The sequence below is a fragment of the Nocardioides panacis genome (assembly GCF_019039255.1).
GTDB classification, from domain to species: Bacteria; Actinomycetota; Actinomycetes; order Propionibacteriales; family Nocardioidaceae; genus Nocardioides_B; species Nocardioides_B panacis.
Genome location: NZ_CP077062.1, coordinates 281,249 through 300,935 on the forward strand (window position 1 = coordinate 281,249; position 19,687 = coordinate 300,935).

Genomic DNA, 19,687 nt, shown 5'->3' on the forward strand with positions numbered 1-19,687 from the left:
GGTCACGCGACCTGGGGGCGTGTGACCGAGGGGGGCCGCGGTCCGCACGTGGCCCTGTGGGCCGTCTGCATGCCGGGACGCGCACGTGAGGTCCGGCCACCTCGGGGAACATGGCGAGGGTCCGGCGCGTTACGCCCGGAGTCACACCCCAGATGCGCCGAGGAGAGTTCGTGTCCCTGCCACCCCTGGTCGAGCCCGCTGACGAGCTCACCATCGACGAGGTCCGCCGCTACAGCCGCCACCTGATCATCCCCGACGTCGGGATGACCGGGCAGAAGCGGCTCAAGAACGCCAAGGTGCTGGTCATCGGCGCCGGTGGTCTCGGCAGCCCCGCGCTGCTGTACCTCGCCGCCGCCGGCGTCGGCACCCTCGGCATCGCCGAGTTCGACGAGGTCGACGAGTCCAACCTGCAGCGCCAGGTCATCCACGGCCAGAGCGACATCGGGAAGTCCAAGGCGATCTCCGCGCAGGAGTCGCTGGCCGAGACCAACCCGCTGGTCAACGTCGTGGTGCACAACGAGCGCCTCGACAACGACAACGTGCTGCAGGTCTTCGAGGGCTACGACCTCATCGTCGACGGCACCGACAACTTCGCGACCCGCTACATGGTCAACGACGCGGCGTACTTCTTGAAGATCCCCTACGTGTGGGGCTCGATCTACCGGTTCGACGGCCAGGCGTCGGTGTTCTGGCCGACCCTCGAGGGCGCCGAGGCGCCCTGCTACCGGTGCCTCTACCCCGAGCCGCCGCCGCCGGGGATGGTGCCCTCGTGCGCCGAGGGCGGCGTGCTGGGCGTGCTGTGCGCCTCCATCGGGTCGATCCAGGTCAACGAGGCGATCAAGCTGCTGACCGGCATCGGTGACCCGATCGTCGGCAAGCTCGTGATCTACGACGCCCTCGAGATGGAGTACCGCAAGCTCAAGGTCCGCAAGGACCCGAGCTGCGCGCTGTGCGGGGAGAACCCCACCGTCACCGGGCTGATCGACTACGACGCGTTCTGCGGGGCGATCTCCGACGAGGCCGCCGACGCCGCCGCGGGCTCGACGATCTCGGTGACCCAGCTCGAGCAGATGCTCAAGGAGCGCGAGAACGGCGAGCGCGACTTCGTGCTGGTCGACGTCCGCGAGCAGAACGAGTACGAGATCAACCGGATCCCCGGCTCGGTGCTGATCCCCAAGGGCGACTTCCTCAACGGGTCCGCCTTCGACGAGCTGTCCCGGCTGACCAGCAACAACCAGCAGCTGGTGCTGCACTGCAAGTCCGGCGTGCGCTCGGCCGAGGCGCTGGCCGTCGCCAAGGGTGCCGGCTACGCCGACGCGGTGCACGTCGGTGGCGGCGTGGTGGCCTGGGTCAACCAGATCGACCCGTCGCAGCCGTCGTACTGACGCAGACGTCCCCCCGCTCCGGCAGCCCGCCGGAGCGTCCCGAAGGCCCCCGTGGACACGCTCCGCGGGGGCCTTCGGCGTCCCTCGGGCGCCGTCGGGGCGTGACCTCCGCCTCATCGGCTCGTTGGACCCGGTGACACCGGAACCCCTCGGGAAGGAACCCCACATGCAGAAGTCTCGGACCCGCGCCCTCGCCGCCACCGGCGCCGGCCTCCTGGTCGCCGCCGCAGGGATCGCCGCCACCACCGCTCCCGTCCAGGCCGCCGCGGGCTACGCACCCGCCGCCACCGCGGAGATCCACCCCGGCACGATGATGTACACCGACGGCGCGCAGTGCACCGCGAACTTCGTCTACACCGACGGTGCCGGCAACACCTACGTCGGCTACGCCGCGCACTGCGCCGGCACCGGGGCCGCCACGGACACCGACGGCTGCAGCACCCAGTCCCTCCCGCTCGGGACCGAGGTGACCTTCAACGAGGGCGGCAGCCTGGTCGACGAGGGCACCCAGGTCGGCACCGGCACGCTCGCCTACAGCAGCTGGCTGACCATGCAGAAGAACGGCGAGAAGGACACCAACACCTGCGCCTACAACGACCTGGCGCTCGTCAAGGTCGACAGCGCCGACGCCGGCAAGGTGAACCCCTCGGTCCCGTTCTGGGGCGGCCCGACCGGCATCGACACCGACGGTACGGCGGCCGGCGACCGCGTCTACACCTACGGCAACTCCAGCCTCCGCGCCGGGGTCGAGCAGCTCAAGCCGCACTCCGGCGCGAGCCTCGGCGACGACGCGGCCGACGGCGGCTGGTCGCACCCGGTCTACACCGTCACGCCGGGCATCCCCGGTGACTCCGGCAGCGGGTTCATGAACGCCGACGGCCAGGCCCTCGGCGTGCTCTCGACGGTGGCGCTCGCGCCGCTGGCCGGGTCGAACGGCGTCGGCGACCTGGGCAAGGAGCTGGCCTACGCACAGGCGAGCTCCGGCATCGCCGGCCTGGACCTGGTCGAGGGCACGGAGCCGTTCGCACCGATCCTCTGACCCCTGACCGCTCGGGCCCGGACCGTCCCAGGGTCCGGGCCCGACGTCGTTCCCGGGGCCGGTCTTCGTGATGCGAACGAGACCCGGCCGGGTGGGCCGAGGACTAGGCTCCGGGCGTGACGGGGACACGACGAGCACCGGCTGGGGCGGCACTGCTGCCCACCGTCGTCGTGGTCGGGCTGCTGGTGCTGGTCTGGGCGGCCGCCACTGGCCCGGTCCGGATGCTGCACGACTCAGGCCGGCGCTACCTGTTCGTCCCGCCGCCCACCCCGAGCGAGACCGCCGAGGTCACGCCCGGCTCCTCGGCGCGCGAGATCACCAAGGGCGTCCAGCAGCAGGTCGACCTGTCCTGGCTCGGCAACGTCATCGCGACGGCGCTGCTGCTCGCCGTGTGCGTGCTGGTGTTCCTGGTGCTGCGCTGGGGCTGGCTGCACCGGTGGCGCGCCCCCGAGCGGCCGCAGGAGGTGGACTTCGACGTGCTCCCGGACCGGCTGGTCGAGGCGATGCGCGCCGACGCCGACGCCCAGGTGCTGGCCGTCGACCACGGCAGCCCGCGCAACGCGATCGTGGCCTGCTGGCTGCGGCTCCAGGAGGTGGCGACCGAGGCCGGGCTGCCACCGGGCCCCGCCGAGACCTCCACCGAGTTCGTGGTGCGCGCGCTGCACACCCTCGACCTCGACCCCCGGGCGATCGGCTCGCTGGCCGCGCTCTACCGGGAGGCCCGGTTCTCCGAGCACGAGCTCGGCGAGACCGCCCGGGACGACGCCCGGTCCGCCCTGGCGCAGCTCCGCGACGACCTGCGCGCCCCGGGGACGGTCGGGTGAGCACCGCTGAGCCGGTGCCGTCGACCGCGTCGGCACCGGACCGGTCCGAGGCCCGCGCCCGCTGGACGGCGAGGATCGGACTGGCCTTCGCGCTCTGGGCGGTGCTCGTGGTGATCGCCTTCCTCGAGGGCAACCGGCCCGACGGGCTGCTGCTCGGCCTCACCGTCGCGGCGTTCGCGACCACGCTCTGGCTGTTCCTGGACGCCGGGCTGCACAGCGAGGCGCCCCGGTGGGACCTCGCCGACGACGACCCGGTCCGCCCGCCGGGGGAGGACCCCCGGCTGGCCCTGCTGACCCGGGTCGTGGCTCAGCACCTCGACGCCCGCGAGGTCGGCGACGTGCTGCACCGGCACCTGTGCGAGCTCGCCGACCAGCGGCTGATGGCCGCGCACGGCGTGAGCTGGCGCGTCGACCCGGACCGGGCCGCAGCGCTGCTCGGGCCCGAGCTGGTCGCGCTCGCCCGGCAGCGGGCTCCCCACCCCCGGATGGACCCGCGGCAGATCGACGTACTCCTCTCCCGGATCGAGGCCCTGTGAGCAGCCCTGTGAGCATTCCCCAGCCCGGCAGCCCCACCCCGGCGGAGGCCTCGCGGCTGGCCGCACAGGTGCTCGACCAGGTCGAGCGGGCGGTGGTCGGCAAGCGCACCGCCCTGGTGATGGTGCTGGCCGGCGTGCTGGCCGGCGGGCACGTGCTGATCGAGGACCTGCCCGGCCTCGGCAAGACGCTGGCCGCCCGGTCGTTCGCGCAGACCCTCGGCCTGCGGTTCGCCCGGGCGCAGTTCACCCCGGACCTGCTGCCCGCCGACCTGACCGGCTCCTTCGTCTACGACCAGCGCACCGCGGAGTTCGACTTCCGCCCCGGCCCGCTGTTCACCGGGCTGCTGCTCGCCGACGAGATCAACCGGACGCCGCCCAAGACCCAGTCGGCGCTGCTCGAGGCGATGCAGGAGGGCCAGGTCACCGTGGAGGGCCAGACGTTCCCGCTCGAGGCGCCGTTCCACGTGCTGGCCACCGCCAACCCGGTGGAGTACGAAGGCACCTACCCGCTGCCCGAGGCGCAGCTCGACCGGTTCCTGATGCGGGTGTCGTTCGGCTACCCGACCCGGGACCAGGAGTGGGACGTGCTCCGGCGCCGGCTGGACCGCCGCCAGGAGGCCCAGGTGCTCGAGCCGGTCACCGACGCGGCCGGGCTGCTCGGCATGCAGGCCGCGATCGAGACGGTCACCGTCGAGGAGAGCGTCGGGCGCTACTGCGTCGCGCTGGCCTCGGCCACCCGGGAGCACCCCCACGTGCAGATGGGGTCCTCGTTGCGGGGAGCCCTGGCGCTGATGCTCACCGCCCGGTCGTACGCCGTGATCGGCGGGCGCGACTACGTCGTGCCCGAGGACGTCAAGGCGGTCGCCCCGTCGGTCCTCGGCCACCGGATCTCGGTGAAGCCCGAGCTCTGGATGAGCGACGTGGACGGCTCGACGGTGGTGCGCAGCGTGCTCTCCCAGGTCGAGACGCCGGGTGCCCGCGAGGGCGGCGCCGGGTTCGAGCGGCCGAGGGGCTGACGTGCTGCACGGCGGCACCTGGCACCCGACCCCCTCGCTGGTCCGGGCCGCCCTCGGCTCGTCGGCGCTGGCGCTGACGGCCGTCGTGATGGGCCGGCCGGACCTGCTGGTGCTCGCCGCGCCGCTGCTGGTGCACGCCGTCGCCGCCGTCGTACGGCGGGCCACCACCGTGCCCCGGTCCGGCGACGCCGTTCTCGGCACGGACCACGTGCGCGAGGGCGAGGGCACCACCGTCCGGGTGCGCCTGGACCGCGCCGACGACGTGGAGCACGCGGTGCTCGCGCTGACCCCGCACCGGCACCTGGTGGCGCGGCCGGCCCCGGGCATGACCGACGGCACGCTCGCCGCGGACGCCGACCGGCTCGAGCTGGCGGTCCCGGTGGCCAGCCTGCGCTGGGGCCGGCGCCCCGTCGGCGACGGCCTGGTAGCCGCGACCAGCCCGTGGGCGGGGTACCTGTGGGGTCCGCTGCCGGTGGCCCCGCAGCACCTCACCACGCTGCCGCAGCCCGGCCGGTTCGACAGCCGCGCGGCGTCCCCGCACCCGATCGGCCTGGTCGGGCAGCACCCCGCGCGGCGCCGCGGCGACGGCTCGGAGTTCGAGAGCATCCGGCCGTTCCAGCCGGGCGACCGGCTGCGCCGCGTGCAGTGGCGGGTCAGCCTGCGCACCGGCCGGCTGCACGCCACCAGCACGGTCGCCGAGGAGGACGCGAGCGTGCTGCTGCTGGTGGACAGCGGCGTCGAGGTGGGGGTGAGCGGTGGCGTGACCGGGGCCGCGAGCACGCTGGACGTCGCGGTGCGCGCGGCCGGGGCCGTCGCCGAGCACTACCTGGTCCGCGGTGACCGGGTCGGCCTGCGGGTCCTCGGCTCGACCGGCCGCACCGCCGTGCACACCGCCGCGGGACGCCGGCACCTGCGCCGGCTGCTGGACACCCTGGCCCGCGTCGTACCGGGGGAGAGCCGCGACGTCGACCCGGCGCGGATGCGGTTCCAGGTGCCGGCCGGCAGCATCGTGCTGGTCTTCTCCCCGATGCTGTCCCAGGTCGCGGTGGCGGCCACCACGACCCTCGCCGCGCGCGGCCTCGACGTGGTGGTCGTGGACTGCCTGCCCGCGGACGTCGCGATGGAGGACGACCAGCGGCTCGCGCTGGCCTGGCGGATGCGGCTGCTGGAGCGCGAGGCGCTGCTCGGCCGGCTGCGCCGCTCCGGGACCCCGGTGGTCGCCTGGCGCGGGCCGGGCACCCTCGACGAGGTGCTGCGCCGACTGGGCCGTCGCGGCACGCGGGCGACGGCGGGCCGGTCGTGACCCGGTCCGGCGGGGGCGCGGTGCTGGACCGCCTGGCGCTCTCCAGCCCGCAGCAGCGGCTCTTCCGGGCCGTGGCCCTGGCCGCCCCGTGCGGGTTCCTCGCGGTGGTCCCGCTCGCCGGCGGGGTGTTCCACCCGGTGTTCACCGCGGCCGGCGTGCTGCTGGCCGTGGTGGTCGCGCTGGCCCCCGACTCGCACGCCCCGCTCGGGCTGGTGGCCTACCTCGGCGTCCTGTGGATGCTCGCGGACCCCGGGCTCGACCTGTGGACGCCGGTCGCCGCCGCCGCCCTGCTCGCGGGGCACCTGGCGTGCACGCTCGCGTCGTACGGGCCGCCGGGTCTGGTGCTCGACCGGGCGCTGCTGGCCCGGTGGCGGACGCGTGCGGCGGCCTGCCTCGGCGCCGGCGTGCTGGTCTGGCTGGCCGCCGGGGCGGTGGCGTTCCTGGACCTGCCGCCGGACGCGCTCGCGGTCGGCGCGGCGCTGCTCGTGCTGCTCGGCTGGGTCGGCTTCCTGACCGTCCGGCTGACCGTCCGGCCGGGGGAGGACCGGCCTGGCTAGGCTGCCGCGCATGGATCCCGATGCGTACGTCGAGGCGGTGCTCAGCCTCGTGGAGCAGGTCCCGCCGGGCCGGGTGACGACCTACGGGACGCTGGCCGAGGCGGTGGGGTACGGCGGTCCCCGGCGGGTCGGCCGGGTGATGTCGACGTACGGCGGCTCGGTGCCGTGGTGGCGGGTCGTGCGCGCCGACGGGTCGCTGCCGCCCAGCCACGACGAGGAGGCCCGGGCGCACTACCTCGACGAGGGCACCCCGTTGCGCAGCGCCGGCCGGATGGACATGGCACAGGCGTTCTTCGGCGACTTCCGCCCCTGAAACCTGCCCGCAACGCCGGGCTCCTACCCTGGCCCGGTGAGTCTCTCCACCGCCGCCGACCTGCCCGTGACCGTGTCCATCACCCGGCACGTCGAGCCCGACCGGGTCGACCAGATGATCGCCTGGGTGCGGGCCGGGTCCGCGCTGGCCGAGCGGTTCCCCGGGTTCCTCGGCACCGGCTGGGTGCGCCCGAGCGTGGCCTCCGACGAGTGGCACATGCTCTACCGCTTCGACAGCGCCGCGTCCCTGGGTGCGTGGGAGGCCTCGGACCAGCGGGCCTGGTGGCTCGGGTCGGCGCAGGGCCTGGTCGGTGAGTCGCTGCGGGAGCGTCGTACCGGGATCGAGGGGTGGTTCGACGAGCCCCTCGAGCACGACGTCGAGGACCTCCGGCCGCTGCCCTCGGCGCCGCCGCGGTGGAAGCAGGCGGTGATGATCTGGACCGCCTTCTTCCCGCTGAGCCTGCTCGCCGGGCTGCTGCTCGGCCGGTTCGCCCCGGGGCTGTCGATCGTGCCGCGGGTGCTGGTCACCACGCTGCTGATGACGCCGGTCATGACCTACCTCGTGCTCCCGCAGCTCACCCGCCGCCTGGACTGGTGGCTGCACGGGCGACGTGCCCCCTGGCGGTGACCGGTTCTGTCGGCCGTCGGTGATGTGATGGCACCGTGACGACGTACCGGCTGTCCCTCGACCGGTCCGCTCCCGTGGCACCGCCGGTCCTGGACGAGTTCCAGCAGTCGGTCGTGGACCACCCGGGCGGGCCGCTCCTCGTGCTGGCCGGACCCGGCACCGGCAAGACCACCACGCTCGTCGAGGCGATCGTCGACCGCATCGAGCGGGGCGGCGCGAGGCCGGAGTCCGTGCTGGCGCTGACCTTCAGCCGCAAGGCCGCCGAGCAGCTGCGCGACCGGGTCACCGCCCGGCTCGGGCGCACGATGGCGACCACGCTCAGCTCGACGTTCCACTCCTTCGCCTACGGCCTGGTCCGCCGCTACTCCACCGCCGAGCTGTACGCCGCCCCGCTGCGGCTGCTCTCCGCGCCCGAGCAGGACGTCGTGCTGCAGGAGCTGCTCGCGGGCAGCCGGGAGGACGAGCTGTGGCCGCGGGCGCTCGACCAGGCCGTGGCGACCCGGGGGTTCGCGCGCGAGGTGCAGGCCGTCCTGGCCCGGGCCCGCGAGAAGGGCCTGGACCCCCTCGACCTCAAGGTGCTGGGGGAGGACGCCGGGGCACCCGAGCTGGTCGCGGCGGCCCGGTTCATGCAGCAGTACCAAGTCATCCTCGACGACCAGAGCTCCATCGACTACCCCGAGCTGATCTACCGTGCGGTGCTGCTGGCCGAGCAACCGGCGATCCGGGCTGACCTGCGGGCTCGGTTCGGGCACGTGTTCGTCGACGAGTACCAGGACACCGACCCGAGCCAGGTGCGGCTGCTGCGCGCCCTCGCCGGCGACGGGCGCAACCTCACCGTGGTGGGCGACCCGGACCAGTCGATCTACGCGTTCCGCGGTGCCGAGGTGCGCGGCATCCTGGACTTCCCGCAGGCGTTCCCGCAGCGCGACGGCAGCCGTGCGCCCACGGTGGCGCTGCGGGTCACCCGGCGCTTCGGCCCCCGGCTGCTGCGGCTCTCCCGGGCCGTGGTGTCCGGGCTGGCCACGACCGGCTCCATCGACGCGGCCACCTTCGAGGCGTTCCGGAACCCCGAGGCCAGGTCCGGGTCGTTCGGCGCCGGCCGCGCCGACGTGCTGACCTTCGACACCGAGCGTGCGGAGACCGAGCACGTCGCCGACCTGCTCCGCCGCGCGCACCTGGAGGACGGGGTCCCGTGGTCGGAGATGGCGGTGCTGGTCCGCTCGGGCCGCACCAGCATCCCGCGGTTGCGGCGGGCCCTGGGGGCAGCCGGCGTGCCGGTCGAGGTGGCCAGCGACGACACCCCGCTGGTCCAGGAGCCGGCGGTGCTGCCGCTGCTCGACGCGCTCCGGGCGGTCGTGGACCTCGACAACGACGACCCGGCCGACCTCGACCACTTCGGTGCCGACCGCGCCGAGGCGCTGCTCGGCTCCCCCCGTGGGCGGGCTCGACGCGACCGAGGTGCGGTCGCTCGCCCGGGCGCTGCGGGCCCGGGAGAAGCGCGCGCTGGCGGAGAGTCCCGACGTCCCGGACGGGGAGAGCGGTCCGGTCGCGCGCTCCTCCCCGGAGCTGCTGCGGAGCGCCCTGCTGCACCCCGAGCTGCTGGACGGGGTCCGTGAGCGCGGTGCGACCAAGGCCCTGGCGCTCGCGACGCTGCTGCAGCGCAGCCGGGTGCTCCTCGACGAGGGCTCCACGGCCGAGGAGGTGCTGTGGCTGCTCTGGTCCGGCACCGAGTGGCCCCGTCGGCTCCGCCGCGGCGTCGACCTCGGTGGCCAGGCCGCCCGCCTGGCCCATCGTGACCTGGACGCGATCTGTGCGCTCTTCGAGGTCGCCGCCCGGACCGAGGAGCAGCGCGGCCACACCAGCGTGGTCAGCTTCCTGGAGTCGTTGCGGGCCCAGCAGATCCCGGCCGACACCCTGGCCGAGCGGGGGGTGCGCGGCGAGGCCGTGCGGCTGCTCACCGCCCACCGGTCCAAGGGCCTGGAGTGGCGGTTCGTGGTGGTCGCGCACGTCCAGGACGAGGGCTGGCCCGACCTGAGACGCCGGTCCTCGTTGCTGCAGGCGGACCGGATCGGGGCCGACGGGATCCTGCCGGCACTGGGTCGCCAGGCGCTGCTGGCCGAGGAGCGGCGACTCTTCTACGTCGCCTGCACCCGCGCCCGCGAGCGGCTGCTGGTCACCGCGGTGGCGTCCCCCGAGGACGACGGCGAGCAGCCGTCCCGGTTCGTCGACGAGCTGGCCGCCGCGGCCCAGGCCGACGGCGCGGGCGGCTACGTCCGGCACAGCCACCTCCAGGGCCGACCGCAGCGGCCGCTGTCCCTGCACGGGCTGGTGGCGGACCTGCGCCGCACGCTCTCCGAGCCCACCGCCTCCCCGGCGCTCCGCCGCGCGGCGGCCGACCGTCTCGCCGTGCTGGCGCAGTCCTCGCACCGCGGCCAGCCCCTGGTGGCCGCCGCCGACCCCGGTCAGTGGTGGGGCACCCGGGCGCGCAGCGTCTGCGCGGTCCCCGTCGAGCGGTCCGACGAGCCGGTGACGCTGTCCGCGAGCTCGCTCGACGGGATCCTCAGCTGCCCGGCGAAGTGGTTCCTGGAGCGCAAGGCCGGTGGCGAGATGCCGTCGAGCCAGTCGCAGGGCTTCGGGCTCGTCGTGCACACGCTGGCCGACCGGATCGCCAAGGGCGAGATCGCCGCCGGCGACGGTTCCCGCGAGGAGCTGCTCGGGGAGCTGATGGGTCACGTGGACACCGTCTGGGACCACCTCGCGTTCCGCACCCCCTGGTCCCGCTCGCGCGAGCGGGAGGAGGTCGCGGCGGCCCTCGGCCGGTTCCTCGACTGGCACACCTCGCCGGGGGCGCGCACCGTGCTGGCCACCGAGCAGCGGCTCACCGCGGAGGTCACCTTGCCCGACGGCCAGCTGGTCCGGCTCAACGGCTACGCCGACCGACTCGAGCTCGACGAGCTCGGCCGGGTCGTGGTCATCGACCTCAAGACCTCGAAGTACCCGCCCACGGACAAGGACCTCCCACTGAACCCGCAGCTCGGCATCTACCAGTTCGCCGTCGCCCACGGCGCCGTCGACCACCTCGTCGCCGACGCCGTGGACGGGCCTGGTGTGCCGGGCGGCGCCGAGCTGGTGCAGCTGCGCGTCGAGCGGGTCACCGGGGCGAAGGTCCAGAAGCAGGAGCCGCAGGAGCCCGATGCCGAGGGACGCCTCCCGGTGGAGCTGCAGCTGATGCGGGCCGCGGAGGTGGTGCGCGGCGAGGTGTTCGACGCGACCCCCGGCAAGCACTGCGACCACTGCCAGTTCCACGCGATCTGCCCGACCAAGGCGGCCGGGACGGTGCTCTCGTGACGAGCTCCCCTCCCGTGATGCGCCTGGACACCCCCGAGAGCCTGCAACGGCTGATGGGCGCTGCCTACCCGCTCAGCGACCAGCAGTTCGCCGCCGTCACCGCCCCGCTCGCGCCGCAGGTGGTGATCGCCGGCGCCGGGTCCGGCAAGACCACGGTGATGGCCGCGCGCGTCGTGTGGCTGGTGGCCACCGGGCTGGTCGCGCCCCAGGAGGTGCTCGGGCTGACCTTCACCACCAAGGCGACCCACGAGCTCGGCACCCGCATCCGGGACTCGCTCCGGGCCGCGCACATCCTGCGGCCGCCGGGGGAGCGGCTGACCGACCCGCGCGGCGCCGGGGAGGACGAGGAGCCCGAGGAGCCGACGGTGGCGACGTACAACGCCTACGCCGCCTCGCTGCTCACCGAGCACGGGCTGCGGATCGGGCACGAGCCGGACACCCGGGTGGTCGCGGACGCGTCGCGCTACCAGCTCGCCGCCCGGGTCATCGCCCGGCACCGTGGCCGGATCGAGCTGCTCAGCGACCACCCCGAGACCGTCATCAACTACCTGCTCGCCCTCGACGCGGCCATGAGCGAGCACCTGGTGCAGCCCGACGACGTACGCGCGTTCCAGGACCGTCGCCGTCCCGCCTTCGAGGAGGCGCTGGCCACCGAGTCGCTCAAGACCAAGCAGGCCCTGGTGGCCAAGGTGCTGAACACGTTCGGGCGGCGCGAGGAGCTGCTCGGGCTCGTCGAGTCCTACCGCCGCCTCAAGCGCGAGCTCGGGCTGATGGACTTCTCCGACCAGATCGAGCTCGGTGCCCGGCTGGCCATCGACCAACCGCAGGTCGGCGCCCTGGAGCGCGACAAGTACCGCGTCGTGCTGCTCGACGAGTACCAGGACACCTCGGTGGCGCAGGCGTTGATGCTGAGCCGGCTGTTCTCCGGGCCGGACCCCGCGCACGGTGCCGGCCATGCGGTCAGCGCCGTCGGCGACCCCAACCAGGCCATCTACGGCTGGCGCGGTGCGTCGGTCTCGAACATCGTCGGGTTCGGCGCGGACTTCCCGGCTGCCGACGGGTCGACCGACGTCGCGACGTACCCGCTCAGCGTCAACCGCCGCTCGGACGCCCGCATCCTCCAGGCCGCCAACGACCTGGCCGCGCCGCTCTACGCGCAGTTCACCTCGGTGCGGGAGCTCGAGCCGAAGCCGCACGCGGAGCCCGGCACGGTGCGGGTCGCCGTGCACGAGACCTACCTCGACGAGCTGGCCTGGCTGCCGGGGCAGGTGCGGGCGGCGCACCGGGCGATGACGGAGCCGTCGTGGCGCGAGATCGGTGTGCTGACCCGCGACAACTCGCACGCCGCCGACGTGTTCGACGCGCTGACCCGCGCCGACATCCCGGTGGAGATCGTCGGCCTCCAGGGGCTGCTCCGGCTGCCCGAGGTGGCCGAGGTCGTCGCCACGCTCACCCTGCTGCACGACCTGACGGCCAACGCCGAGCTGCTGACCCTGCTGACCGGGCCGCGCTGGGCGCTCGGCGCGCGTGACCTGGCGCTGCTCGGTCGCCGGGCCCGGGAGCTGACCCGGTTCAGCGAGCCGCGGGAGCGCGAGCGCCTGCGGGCGCTGGGGGAGGAGCTCGAGGCCGCGGTCGCCGGTGCCGACCCGACCGAGGTGGTGTCGCTCAGCGACGCGTTGGAGGACCCGGGTGAGGGCGACTACTCCCCGGAGGCGGCCGAACGGTTCCGGTTGCTGGCGGGCGAGCTGCGCTACCTGCGCGCCCACGCCGGCGAGCCGCTGCTCGACCTGGTCCGGCGGATCGTCGACACCACCGGGATCGACGTCGAGCTCGCCTCCTCGGTCAGCCCGGCGGCACAGGCGCGGCGCGACAACCTGGACCTGTTCGTCAAGGCTGTCGCGGAGTTCCAGGCCGTCGACGGCGCCGTCACCCTGCCGTCCCTGCTGGCCTACCTCGCGGCCGAGGACGACTACGGGTCCGGTCTGGACGTGGCGACCCCGACCGAGGCGGACTCGGTCAAGCTGCTGACCGTGCACCGCTCCAAGGGCTTGGAGTGGGACGCGGTCTTCCTGCCGGGCGTCTCCGACGGCAAGTTCCCGAGCGGGACCTCGCGGACCAAGTGGACGGCCGGTCCGGCCGTGCTGCCCAACGAGCTGCGCGGTGACGCGGTCGACCTGCCGTCCTTGTCCGGCTGCTCCGGGGCCGACCTCGAGCGGTTCCGCGACGACAGCAGGGCCCACGAGCTCCAGGAGGAGCTGCGGCTGGGGTACGTCGCACTGACCCGCGCCCGGCACCTGCTGGTCGTCTCGTCCTACTGCTGGAGCCCGACCCGGACCACCCCGCTCGGCCCGTCGCCCTACCAGCACACGCTGCGCGACACCCTCGCGCGATGGGGTCAGGAGCCCGAGCGCTGGCAGGACAAGCCGGCCAAGAAGTCACCCAACCCCCCTTGCCGCCGTGCCCACCGCCCGCCCCTGGCCGATGGAGGCGCACGCCGGCGAGGTGGAACGCCGCCTGCGTGCCGCCGAGCTGGTGCTCGAGGCCGTGGCCCGGCGCGCGTCCGGCGAGACGGCGACGGCGGACGACGGGTTGGACATGGTCGAGGCGGCCCGGGTCCAGGAGTGGGACGACGAGCTCGAGCGGCTGATGGTCGAGGCCCGGCTCGAACACGCCGACGAGGTGCCGGTGCCGCTGCCCTCGAGCCTGTCCGCGACGGCACTGGCCCGGTTGCGCGACGATCCCGACCGGCTCGCGGCCGACCTGGCCCGGCCGATGCCTCGCAAGCCGTCGCCGTCGGCGCGGTTCGGCACCCGGTTCCACGCCTGGGTGGAGGCACGCTTCGGCCAGCAGGAGCTGGTCGACCCCGACGAGCTGCCCGGCCGGGGCGACGCCGACATCGACGACGACGACGACCTGCGCGAGCTGATCGGCTTGTTCGAGAAGGGCGACTTCGCCGATCGCACCCCGGTCGCCGTCGAGCCGCCCTTCGCCCTGGTGCTGGCCGGACAAGTGGTCCGCGGCCGGATCGACGCGGTCTACGCCGACCGGGTCGACGGCGAGGACGGCTTCCTGCTCGTGGACTGGAAGACCAACCGGGCCCAGAACGCCGACCCGCTCCAGCTCGCGATCTACCGGGTGGCCTGGGCCGAGCTGGCCGGCGTCCCCCTCGACCGGGTCCGAGCGGCCTTCTACTACGTCCGCTCCGGCGACCTCGTCGAGCCGGGGGACCTTCCGGCCCGGGACGGGCTCGAGGCCCTGCTCCGCGCGCCGACCGAGCCGGCCTGACCCGGGCCGCCGGTCTGTCGCCCGACCAGGCCCGGGTGGTCCAGTCGGGCCATGGACTCGGCGCGCGAGAGGTCGACCATGGGGGGCAGGAGGTTCCATGAGCATCCACTCCCCGGAGCGCACCGCCCGCACGCTCCCGACCCAGCCCGCGCCCACCGAGCCGCAGCCGCCCGAGCAGCCCGTCGACCACGTCCGGAAGCACCCGCCCGGCTGCTACTGGGACCTGCGCGACTGCCGCTGGGTCTGCCGCCCCTGACGAGCGCTCCCGCTCACCTCTGGGGACGGTCCTCCGACCTCGGAGGGCACGAGTGACCCCCCAGGTCGCGTTCGGTCAGCGAGGTCGGTGCAGGGCGGGGTCGGCGGTCCGGACCGCGAGCATCGCGTCGAGGGCGATCGCGACCATGTCCTCGAAGGTCTCCTGGCGCTCCTGCGCGGTGGTCTCCTCGCCGGTGACCAGGTGGTCCGAGACCGTGCAGATCGCCAGGGCCCGCCGCCCGTGCTGCGCCGCGAGCGTGTACAGCGCGCTCGCCTCCATCTCGACCGCCAGGACGCCGTACCCGACCATCCGCTGCATCAGCTCGGGCCGCGCCGCGTAGAACGAGTCGCTGGAGAAGATCAGCCCCACCCGGGCCGCGACGTCGAGGTCCCGCGCGTCGAAGGCGTCGTGCGCCGCACGCAGCAGCGGGTAGTCCGCCACCGGTGCGTAGTCCAGGCCCTCGAACCGGATCCGGTTCATCGAGGAGTCCGTGCACGCCCCGGACGCGATCACCAGGTCGCGCAGCGCGAGATCCTCGGTGAGCGCCCCGCACGACCCGACGCGTACGACGGTCTGCACGTCGTACTCCCGGAACAGCTCGTTGACGTAGATCGACAGGGAGGGCAGCCCCATCCCGGAGCCCTGCACCGAGACCCGTTCGCCGCGGTAGGTGCCGGTGTAGCCGTACATCCCGCGGACCTCGGAGTAGCACCGCGCGTCCTCGAGGAACGTCTCGGCGATCCACCGCGCCCGCAGCGGGTCGCCGGGCAGCAGGACGTGGGGCGCGATCTCGCCGAGACCGGCGCCGATGTGGGTGCTCATGGGCCTCATCGTAGGGTCGGGACCGTGACCTCCCCGCAGTTCCCGGCCCCCGGTTCCACCGACATCGCGCTGTCCGTGCGCACCCACGACCGGGTGGGCGAGCGGCGCACCGACACCGCGTGGCTGGAGGAGACCTGGGCCGACCCGGCCAGCCGGATCGTGCCGGTCGCGGGCAACCGGTTCCCGGTCGACGAGGCCGGCGGGACGGTGCGCTGGCAGGGCGCCGCCGAGCTGCCGGACCAGGGGCTGCGGCTGTTCCTCGGGATGCGCGGCGAGGTGGCGCACTTCGCCCTGGTCGTGGAGGAGCCCACCGACGACGGCCCCTGGGCCGCCTTCCGCTCGGTGCTCGCGACGCTGCCCGAGCCGGACGCCGGCTTCATGGTGCACGCGGTGGCGCTGGCGGAGTGGCACGCCTCCCACCGGTTCTGCCCGCGCTGCGGCAGCCCGCTGGTGTCGACGGCCGCCGGCCACGTGCTGCGCTGCGCCGAGAACGACCACCAGCAGTTCCCGCGCACCGACCCGGCGGTGATCATGATGGTCACCGACGGCGAGCGGGCGCTGCTGGGCCGGCAGGCGGCCTGGCCCGAGGGGCGCTACTCGACGCTGGCCGGGTTCGTCGACCCGGGGGAGAGCCTCGAGGAGGCGGTGATCCGCGAGGTGGCCGAGGAGACCGGCGTGCACGTCACCGACGTCGCCTACTTCGGCAACCAGCCGTGGCCGTTCCCGCAGAGCCTGATGGTCGGGTTCTTCGCCCGTGCGACCTCCACCGACATCCTGGTCGACGGCGAGGAGATCCAGGACGCCCGCTGGTTCACCCGTGCGGAGATGAAGGAGCAGGCCGAGGCCGGCACCCTGGTGCTGCCGGGCGGCATCTCGATCAGCCGGTCCCTCGTCGAGGCGTGGTACGGCGGTCCGCTGCCCGGCTCCTGGTGAGGCCGGGCCGGCTCACGCCAGGGCGGAGAGCTTCGCCTTGACCTGCGCGACGGACGGGTTCGTCTGGGCGGTGCCGTCGGAGTAGACCAGGGTCGGCACGGTCTGGTTGCCCCCGTTGGCCTGCTCCACGATGAACGCCGCGTCGGGCACCCGCTCGATGTCGACGACCTCGTAGGCGATGCCCTCGCGGTCGAGCTGGCTCCTGAGCCGGTGGCAGTACCCGCACCACTGGGTGGAGTACATCGTCACGGCGGGGCCGGTGGGGGACTGGTCCACAGGACCGGTTGCAGGGGCAGTCATGACTGTCCTTCCTCGCGTCTACGCTGATCTCGTCGAGCCGGTGCGACGGCACGTCCTCGTCGAACCCCAGCAGAACGCCCTATCCGAGGAGATTGTTCCCTGATGCACGCGGCCACGAGCGCCGACCAGCTCCTCGACGCGCTCGACCCCGAGCAACGGGCGGTCGCCTCGGCCCTGCGTGGCCCGGTCCGGGTGCTCGCCGGCGCCGGCACCGGCAAGACCCGGGCGATCACGCACCGGATCGCCTACGGCGTCGCCTCGGGGGTCTACAACCCGCACGAGGTGCTCGCGGTCACCTTCACCACCCGCGCGGCCGGCGAGATGCGCACCCGGCTGCGCGCCCTCGGTGCGGGCGGGGTGCAGGCCCGCACCTTCCACTCCGCCGCGCTGCGCCAGGCCCGGTTCTTCTGGCCCCGGGTGTACGGCGGCGACCTGCCCGCCCTCACGGAGTCCAAGCTCGGCCTGATTGGCAACGCCGCCCGCCGCAACCGGGTGCAGACCGACCAGTCCACGCTGCGCGACCTGGCCAGCGAGGTGGAGTGGGCCAAGGTCAGCAACGTCCGGCCCGACGACTACCCCCGGATCGCCGAGGCGCGCGGCCGGACGGTGAGCGGCCAGGACGCCGCCACGGTGGCCCGGGTGTTCGCGACCTACGAGGACGTCAAGCGCGAGCAGGGCCGGATGGACATGGAAGACGTCCTGCTGTGCGCCGCCGCCCTGCTCGCCGAGGACGAGCGGGTCGCCGCCCAGGTCCGTCAGCAGTACAAGTGGTTCGTGGTCGACGAGTTCCAGGACGTCAGCCCGATCCAGTCCGCGCTGCTCGACCTCTGGCTCGGCGGGCGCGACGACCTGTGCGTGGTGGGCGACCCGGCCCAGACGATCTACTCCTTCGCCGGCGCGAACTCCTCCTTCCTCCTGGACTTCCCGAAGAAGCACGCCCGCACCACGTCGGTGGAGCTGGTCCGCAACTACCGGTCCACGCCGCAGGTGGTCAACGCCGCCAACCGGCTGCTCGCGGGCACCTCGAGCGCCGGCGTGCAGCTGCGCTCGCAGCAGGAGAGCGGCCACGAGATCGTGTTCGCCGAGCACTCCGACGAGGTCGCCGAGGCCGAGCAGGTGGCCGCCGACATCCGGGCGATGATCGACGCCGGCACCCCGGCCCGCGAGATCGCGGTGCTGTTCCGGATCAACGCCCAGTCCGAGGCGTTCGAGGAGGCGTTCGTCGCGCGCTCGGTGCCCTACGTCCTGCGCGGCGCGGCCCGGTTCTTCGAGCGGGCCGAGGTCAAGCAGGCCGTCACGCTGCTGCGCGGCAACGCCCGCGGCGGCGAGGGGTCCGGGGGCGGGCTGGTCGAGGACGTCCGGGCCGTGCTGTCCGGGATGGGCTGGTCGGAGAAGCCGCCGACCGGGCGCGGCAACGCCCGCGACCGCTGGGAGTCCCTGCAGGCGATCGTCTCCCAGGGCGAGGAGCTGCTGGCCGGCCGGGCCGACGCCACGCTGGCCGACTTCGTCGCGGAGCTGGACCGCCGGGCCACCGAGCAGCACGCGCCGGTCGCCGAGGGCGTCACGCTGGCGACCCTGCACGCCGCCAAGGGCCTCGAGTGGGACGTGGTGTTCGTGGCCGGCATGCAGGAGGGCACGATGCCGATCATCTACGCCGAGGGCCCGGCCGCGGTGGAGGAGGAGCGCCGGCTGCTCTACGTCGGCATGACCCGCGCCCGGGCCCGGCTGACGGTCTCCTGGTCGCTGGCCCGCACCCCCGGCGGCCGGTCCTCCCGCAAGCCGTCGCGCTTCCTGGCCGGGTTGCGCCCCACGAGCGTCTCGGAGGCCGCCCCCGCACGCGGGCCCTCCAGCCGGATCCGCCGGACGGTCGCGCACTGCCGCGAGTGCGGCACGCCGCTCGGCACGACCGCGGAGCGCAAGAGGGGCCGCTGCGAGGGCTGCCCGGCGTCGTACGACGAGGAGCTGTTCGAGCGGCTGCGGGCCTGGCGGGCGTCCCGGGCGGCGCAGGAGCGGGTGCCGGCGTACGTCGTGTTCACCGACCTGACGCTGGAGGCGATCGCGGAGGTCCAGCCGGCGGATCCCCAGGCCCTGCTGCGGATCAACGGCATCGGCGCGTCCAAGCTCACGAAGTACGGCGACGAGGTGCTGGCCGTGGTCGCCGGCGACGAGGTCCTCCACGACGGCGCGCCACCGGTGCCGGACGAGGCGCCGGCGGCGGACTGAGGGCCACCGGGGGGCCACCGGGCGGCCACCGGGCGGCCACCGGGCAACACCGTCCGAGGGCGCTGTGATGGCCCGTCCGGGCCATCGGAAGATGCGCGCGAAGAAATTCGCGGAAATACCCAAAAAATCGATTGCCGCTTACAGGGCCGGACCGGTAAGTTCTCTCTCGTTCAGTCCGACCCCGCGCACACCGGCCCTGACAAGGCCCGCGCCCGTCACCCAGAGGAGGTGATCGCAGTGATCAACACCATTGTGAACTTCAGCCAGCACGTCGACCGTGGCCTGGCCGTTTCTCGCGTCCGCGTGGCATCCCTGCGCGCCTTCCCGATGACGACCGCGCCCATGTCCGTCGTGTCTGGCCAGGTGTGCGCCCTCATGGACCAGGCCCTGGTGATCGATGGCTACCGCCTCGTCGCCGGCGTCGCCGTCACCACGGGTGCGTTCCCGGGTACCTCCGCCTGGAGTCCGCCGATCTAGATGAAGCTCCTTCATCAGCTCGGCAGCCTCCAGGCCGCGGAACCCGAAACCCGGGATCCGCGGCCTTTCTGTTTCTCCCACCAGAGATCGAAGTCACAAGGAGGTGACAAGAGATGAGTATCAGCGTCCTCGACACGTACGCGGTCCCCGCGGCCGAGATCGCCGACGACCAGCTGCCGTGCCGACGCGAGAACCCCGAGCTGTTCTTCGCCGAGACCCCGCAGGACGTCGAGGTGGCCAAGGCCCTCTGCCTGGACTGCCCGGTCCGCGCGGAGTGCCTCGCCGGAGCCCTCGACAGGCGGGAGCCCTGGGGGGTGTGGGGCGGCGAGCTGTTCCTGCAGGGAGTGGTGATCCCCCGCAAGCGGCCCCGTGGCCGGCCCCGCAAGAACGACGTGGCGGCCTGACCGGCAGCCGGGTCAGCACCAGCACAGCACCAGTGAGAC

At 74.0% G+C, this 19,687-nt stretch carries 19 protein-coding genes and 1 pseudogene; 18 read left to right on the plus strand and 2 right to left on the minus strand.

All coding sequences use genetic code 11. The features are described from left to right. Positions 1–170: 170 nt before the first annotated feature. The 14 genes and pseudogenes from moeZ (at position 171) to KRR39_RS01550 (ending at position 14,489) form a co-directional block, all read left to right on the plus strand. Positions 171–1,385, plus strand: coding sequence for an adenylyltransferase/sulfurtransferase MoeZ (gene moeZ, locus KRR39_RS01495; RefSeq protein ID WP_216940088.1), 1,215 nt, complete (start codon positions 171–173; stop codon positions 1,383–1,385). 166 nt (positions 1,386–1,551) lie between these two features. Beyond that, on the plus strand, positions 1,552–2,424 hold the full coding sequence (locus KRR39_RS01500) for a hypothetical protein (protein ID WP_216940089.1): 873 nt from the start codon (positions 1,552–1,554) through the stop codon (positions 2,422–2,424). A gap of 116 nt (positions 2,425–2,540) precedes the next feature. Further along, positions 2,541–3,248, plus strand: coding sequence for a DUF4129 domain-containing protein (locus tag KRR39_RS01505; RefSeq protein ID WP_216940095.1), 708 nt, complete (start codon positions 2,541–2,543; stop codon positions 3,246–3,248). Beyond that, positions 3,245–3,784, plus strand: coding sequence for a hypothetical protein (locus tag KRR39_RS01510; RefSeq protein WP_216940096.1), 540 nt, complete (start codon positions 3,245–3,247; stop codon positions 3,782–3,784). Before KRR39_RS01505 ends, KRR39_RS01510 begins: the two co-directional genes overlap by 4 nt. 8 nt (positions 3,785–3,792) lie before the next feature. After that, complete coding sequence (locus tag KRR39_RS01515) at positions 3,793–4,800, plus strand: AAA family ATPase (protein WP_254185433.1); 1,008 nt, start codon at positions 3,793–3,795, stop codon at positions 4,798–4,800. Position 4,801: 1 nt separating this feature from the next. Then, positions 4,802–6,103, plus strand: a complete 1,302-nt coding sequence (locus KRR39_RS01520) for a DUF58 domain-containing protein (protein WP_216940103.1) — start codon at positions 4,802–4,804, stop codon at positions 6,101–6,103. Further along, a complete protein-coding gene (locus KRR39_RS01525) occupies positions 6,100–6,660 on the plus strand; it encodes a hypothetical protein (RefSeq protein WP_216940104.1) in 561 nt (186 codons plus the stop codon). The genes KRR39_RS01520 and KRR39_RS01525 overlap by 4 nt, the downstream gene beginning before the upstream one ends. 10 nt (positions 6,661–6,670) lie before the next feature. Continuing rightward, entirely contained in the window at positions 6,671–6,973 is a 303-nt protein-coding gene (locus tag KRR39_RS01530) for an MGMT family protein (protein WP_216940106.1), read from the plus strand. A 36-nt stretch (positions 6,974–7,009) separates the two neighbouring features. Beyond that, positions 7,010–7,600: an antibiotic biosynthesis monooxygenase gene (locus tag KRR39_RS01535; protein ID WP_254185434.1), complete on the plus strand. Its 591-nt coding sequence runs from the start codon at positions 7,010–7,012 to the stop codon at positions 7,598–7,600. A gap of 35 nt (positions 7,601–7,635) precedes the next feature. Further along, positions 7,636–9,216 (plus strand): ATP-dependent helicase, encoded by a 1,581-nt coding sequence (locus KRR39_RS24100; protein ID WP_254185435.1) that lies wholly within the window; start codon positions 7,636–7,638, stop codon positions 9,214–9,216. 85 nt (positions 9,217–9,301) lie between these two features. Further along, complete coding sequence (locus KRR39_RS24105; protein WP_254185803.1) at positions 9,302–10,948, plus strand: UrvD/REP family ATP-dependent DNA helicase; 1,647 nt, start codon at positions 9,302–9,304, stop codon at positions 10,946–10,948. A gap of 53 nt (positions 10,949–11,001) precedes the next feature. Further along, positions 11,002–13,200: pseudogene (locus KRR39_RS01545) on the plus strand (ATP-dependent helicase); the annotation flags it as partial. A gap of 394 nt (positions 13,201–13,594) precedes the next feature. Next, the gene (locus tag KRR39_RS24110; protein ID WP_367303770.1) at positions 13,595–14,233 is read left to right on the plus strand and encodes a PD-(D/E)XK nuclease family protein; all 639 of its coding nucleotides are present in this window, start codon (positions 13,595–13,597) and stop codon (positions 14,231–14,233) included. A gap of 97 nt (positions 14,234–14,330) precedes the next feature. Then, positions 14,331–14,489 carry a hypothetical protein gene (locus KRR39_RS01550; protein WP_216940108.1) on the plus strand — a complete coding sequence of 53 codons (159 nt, stop codon included), beginning with the start codon at positions 14,331–14,333 and terminating at the stop codon, positions 14,487–14,489. A gap of 75 nt (positions 14,490–14,564) precedes the next feature. Here the strand turns inward: KRR39_RS01550 and deoD are convergent, their stop codons facing one another. Next, a complete protein-coding gene (deoD, locus tag KRR39_RS01555) occupies positions 14,565–15,311 on the minus strand; it encodes a purine-nucleoside phosphorylase (protein WP_216940110.1) in 747 nt (248 codons plus the stop codon). A gap of 24 nt (positions 15,312–15,335) precedes the next feature. Here deoD and nudC point away from each other — a divergent pair, with 24 nt between their 5' ends. Beyond that, a complete protein-coding gene (gene nudC, locus KRR39_RS01560) occupies positions 15,336–16,244 on the plus strand; it encodes an NAD(+) diphosphatase (protein ID WP_254185436.1) in 909 nt (302 codons plus the stop codon). 12 nt (positions 16,245–16,256) lie between these two features. On the opposite strand, the gene KRR39_RS01565 is transcribed toward nudC, so the two are convergent. Further along, on the minus strand, positions 16,257–16,544 hold the full coding sequence (locus tag KRR39_RS01565; protein ID WP_216940112.1) for a mycoredoxin: 288 nt from the start codon (positions 16,542–16,544) through the stop codon (positions 16,257–16,259). A 102-nt stretch (positions 16,545–16,646) separates the two neighbouring features. Between KRR39_RS01565 and KRR39_RS01570 the strand changes: the two genes are divergently transcribed. The 3 genes from KRR39_RS01570 (at position 16,647) to KRR39_RS01580 (ending at position 19,648) form a co-directional block, all read left to right on the plus strand. Next, on the plus strand, positions 16,647–18,767 hold the full coding sequence (locus KRR39_RS01570; protein WP_216940113.1) for an ATP-dependent DNA helicase UvrD2: 2,121 nt from the start codon (positions 16,647–16,649) through the stop codon (positions 18,765–18,767). Between the two features lie 228 nt (positions 18,768–18,995). Then, entirely contained in the window at positions 18,996–19,244 is a 249-nt protein-coding gene (locus tag KRR39_RS01575) for a hypothetical protein (protein WP_216940114.1), read from the plus strand. A 113-nt stretch (positions 19,245–19,357) separates the two neighbouring features. Continuing rightward, on the plus strand, positions 19,358–19,648 hold the full coding sequence (locus KRR39_RS01580; RefSeq protein WP_216940115.1) for a WhiB family transcriptional regulator: 291 nt from the start codon (positions 19,358–19,360) through the stop codon (positions 19,646–19,648). Positions 19,649–19,687: the final 39 nt, after the last annotated feature.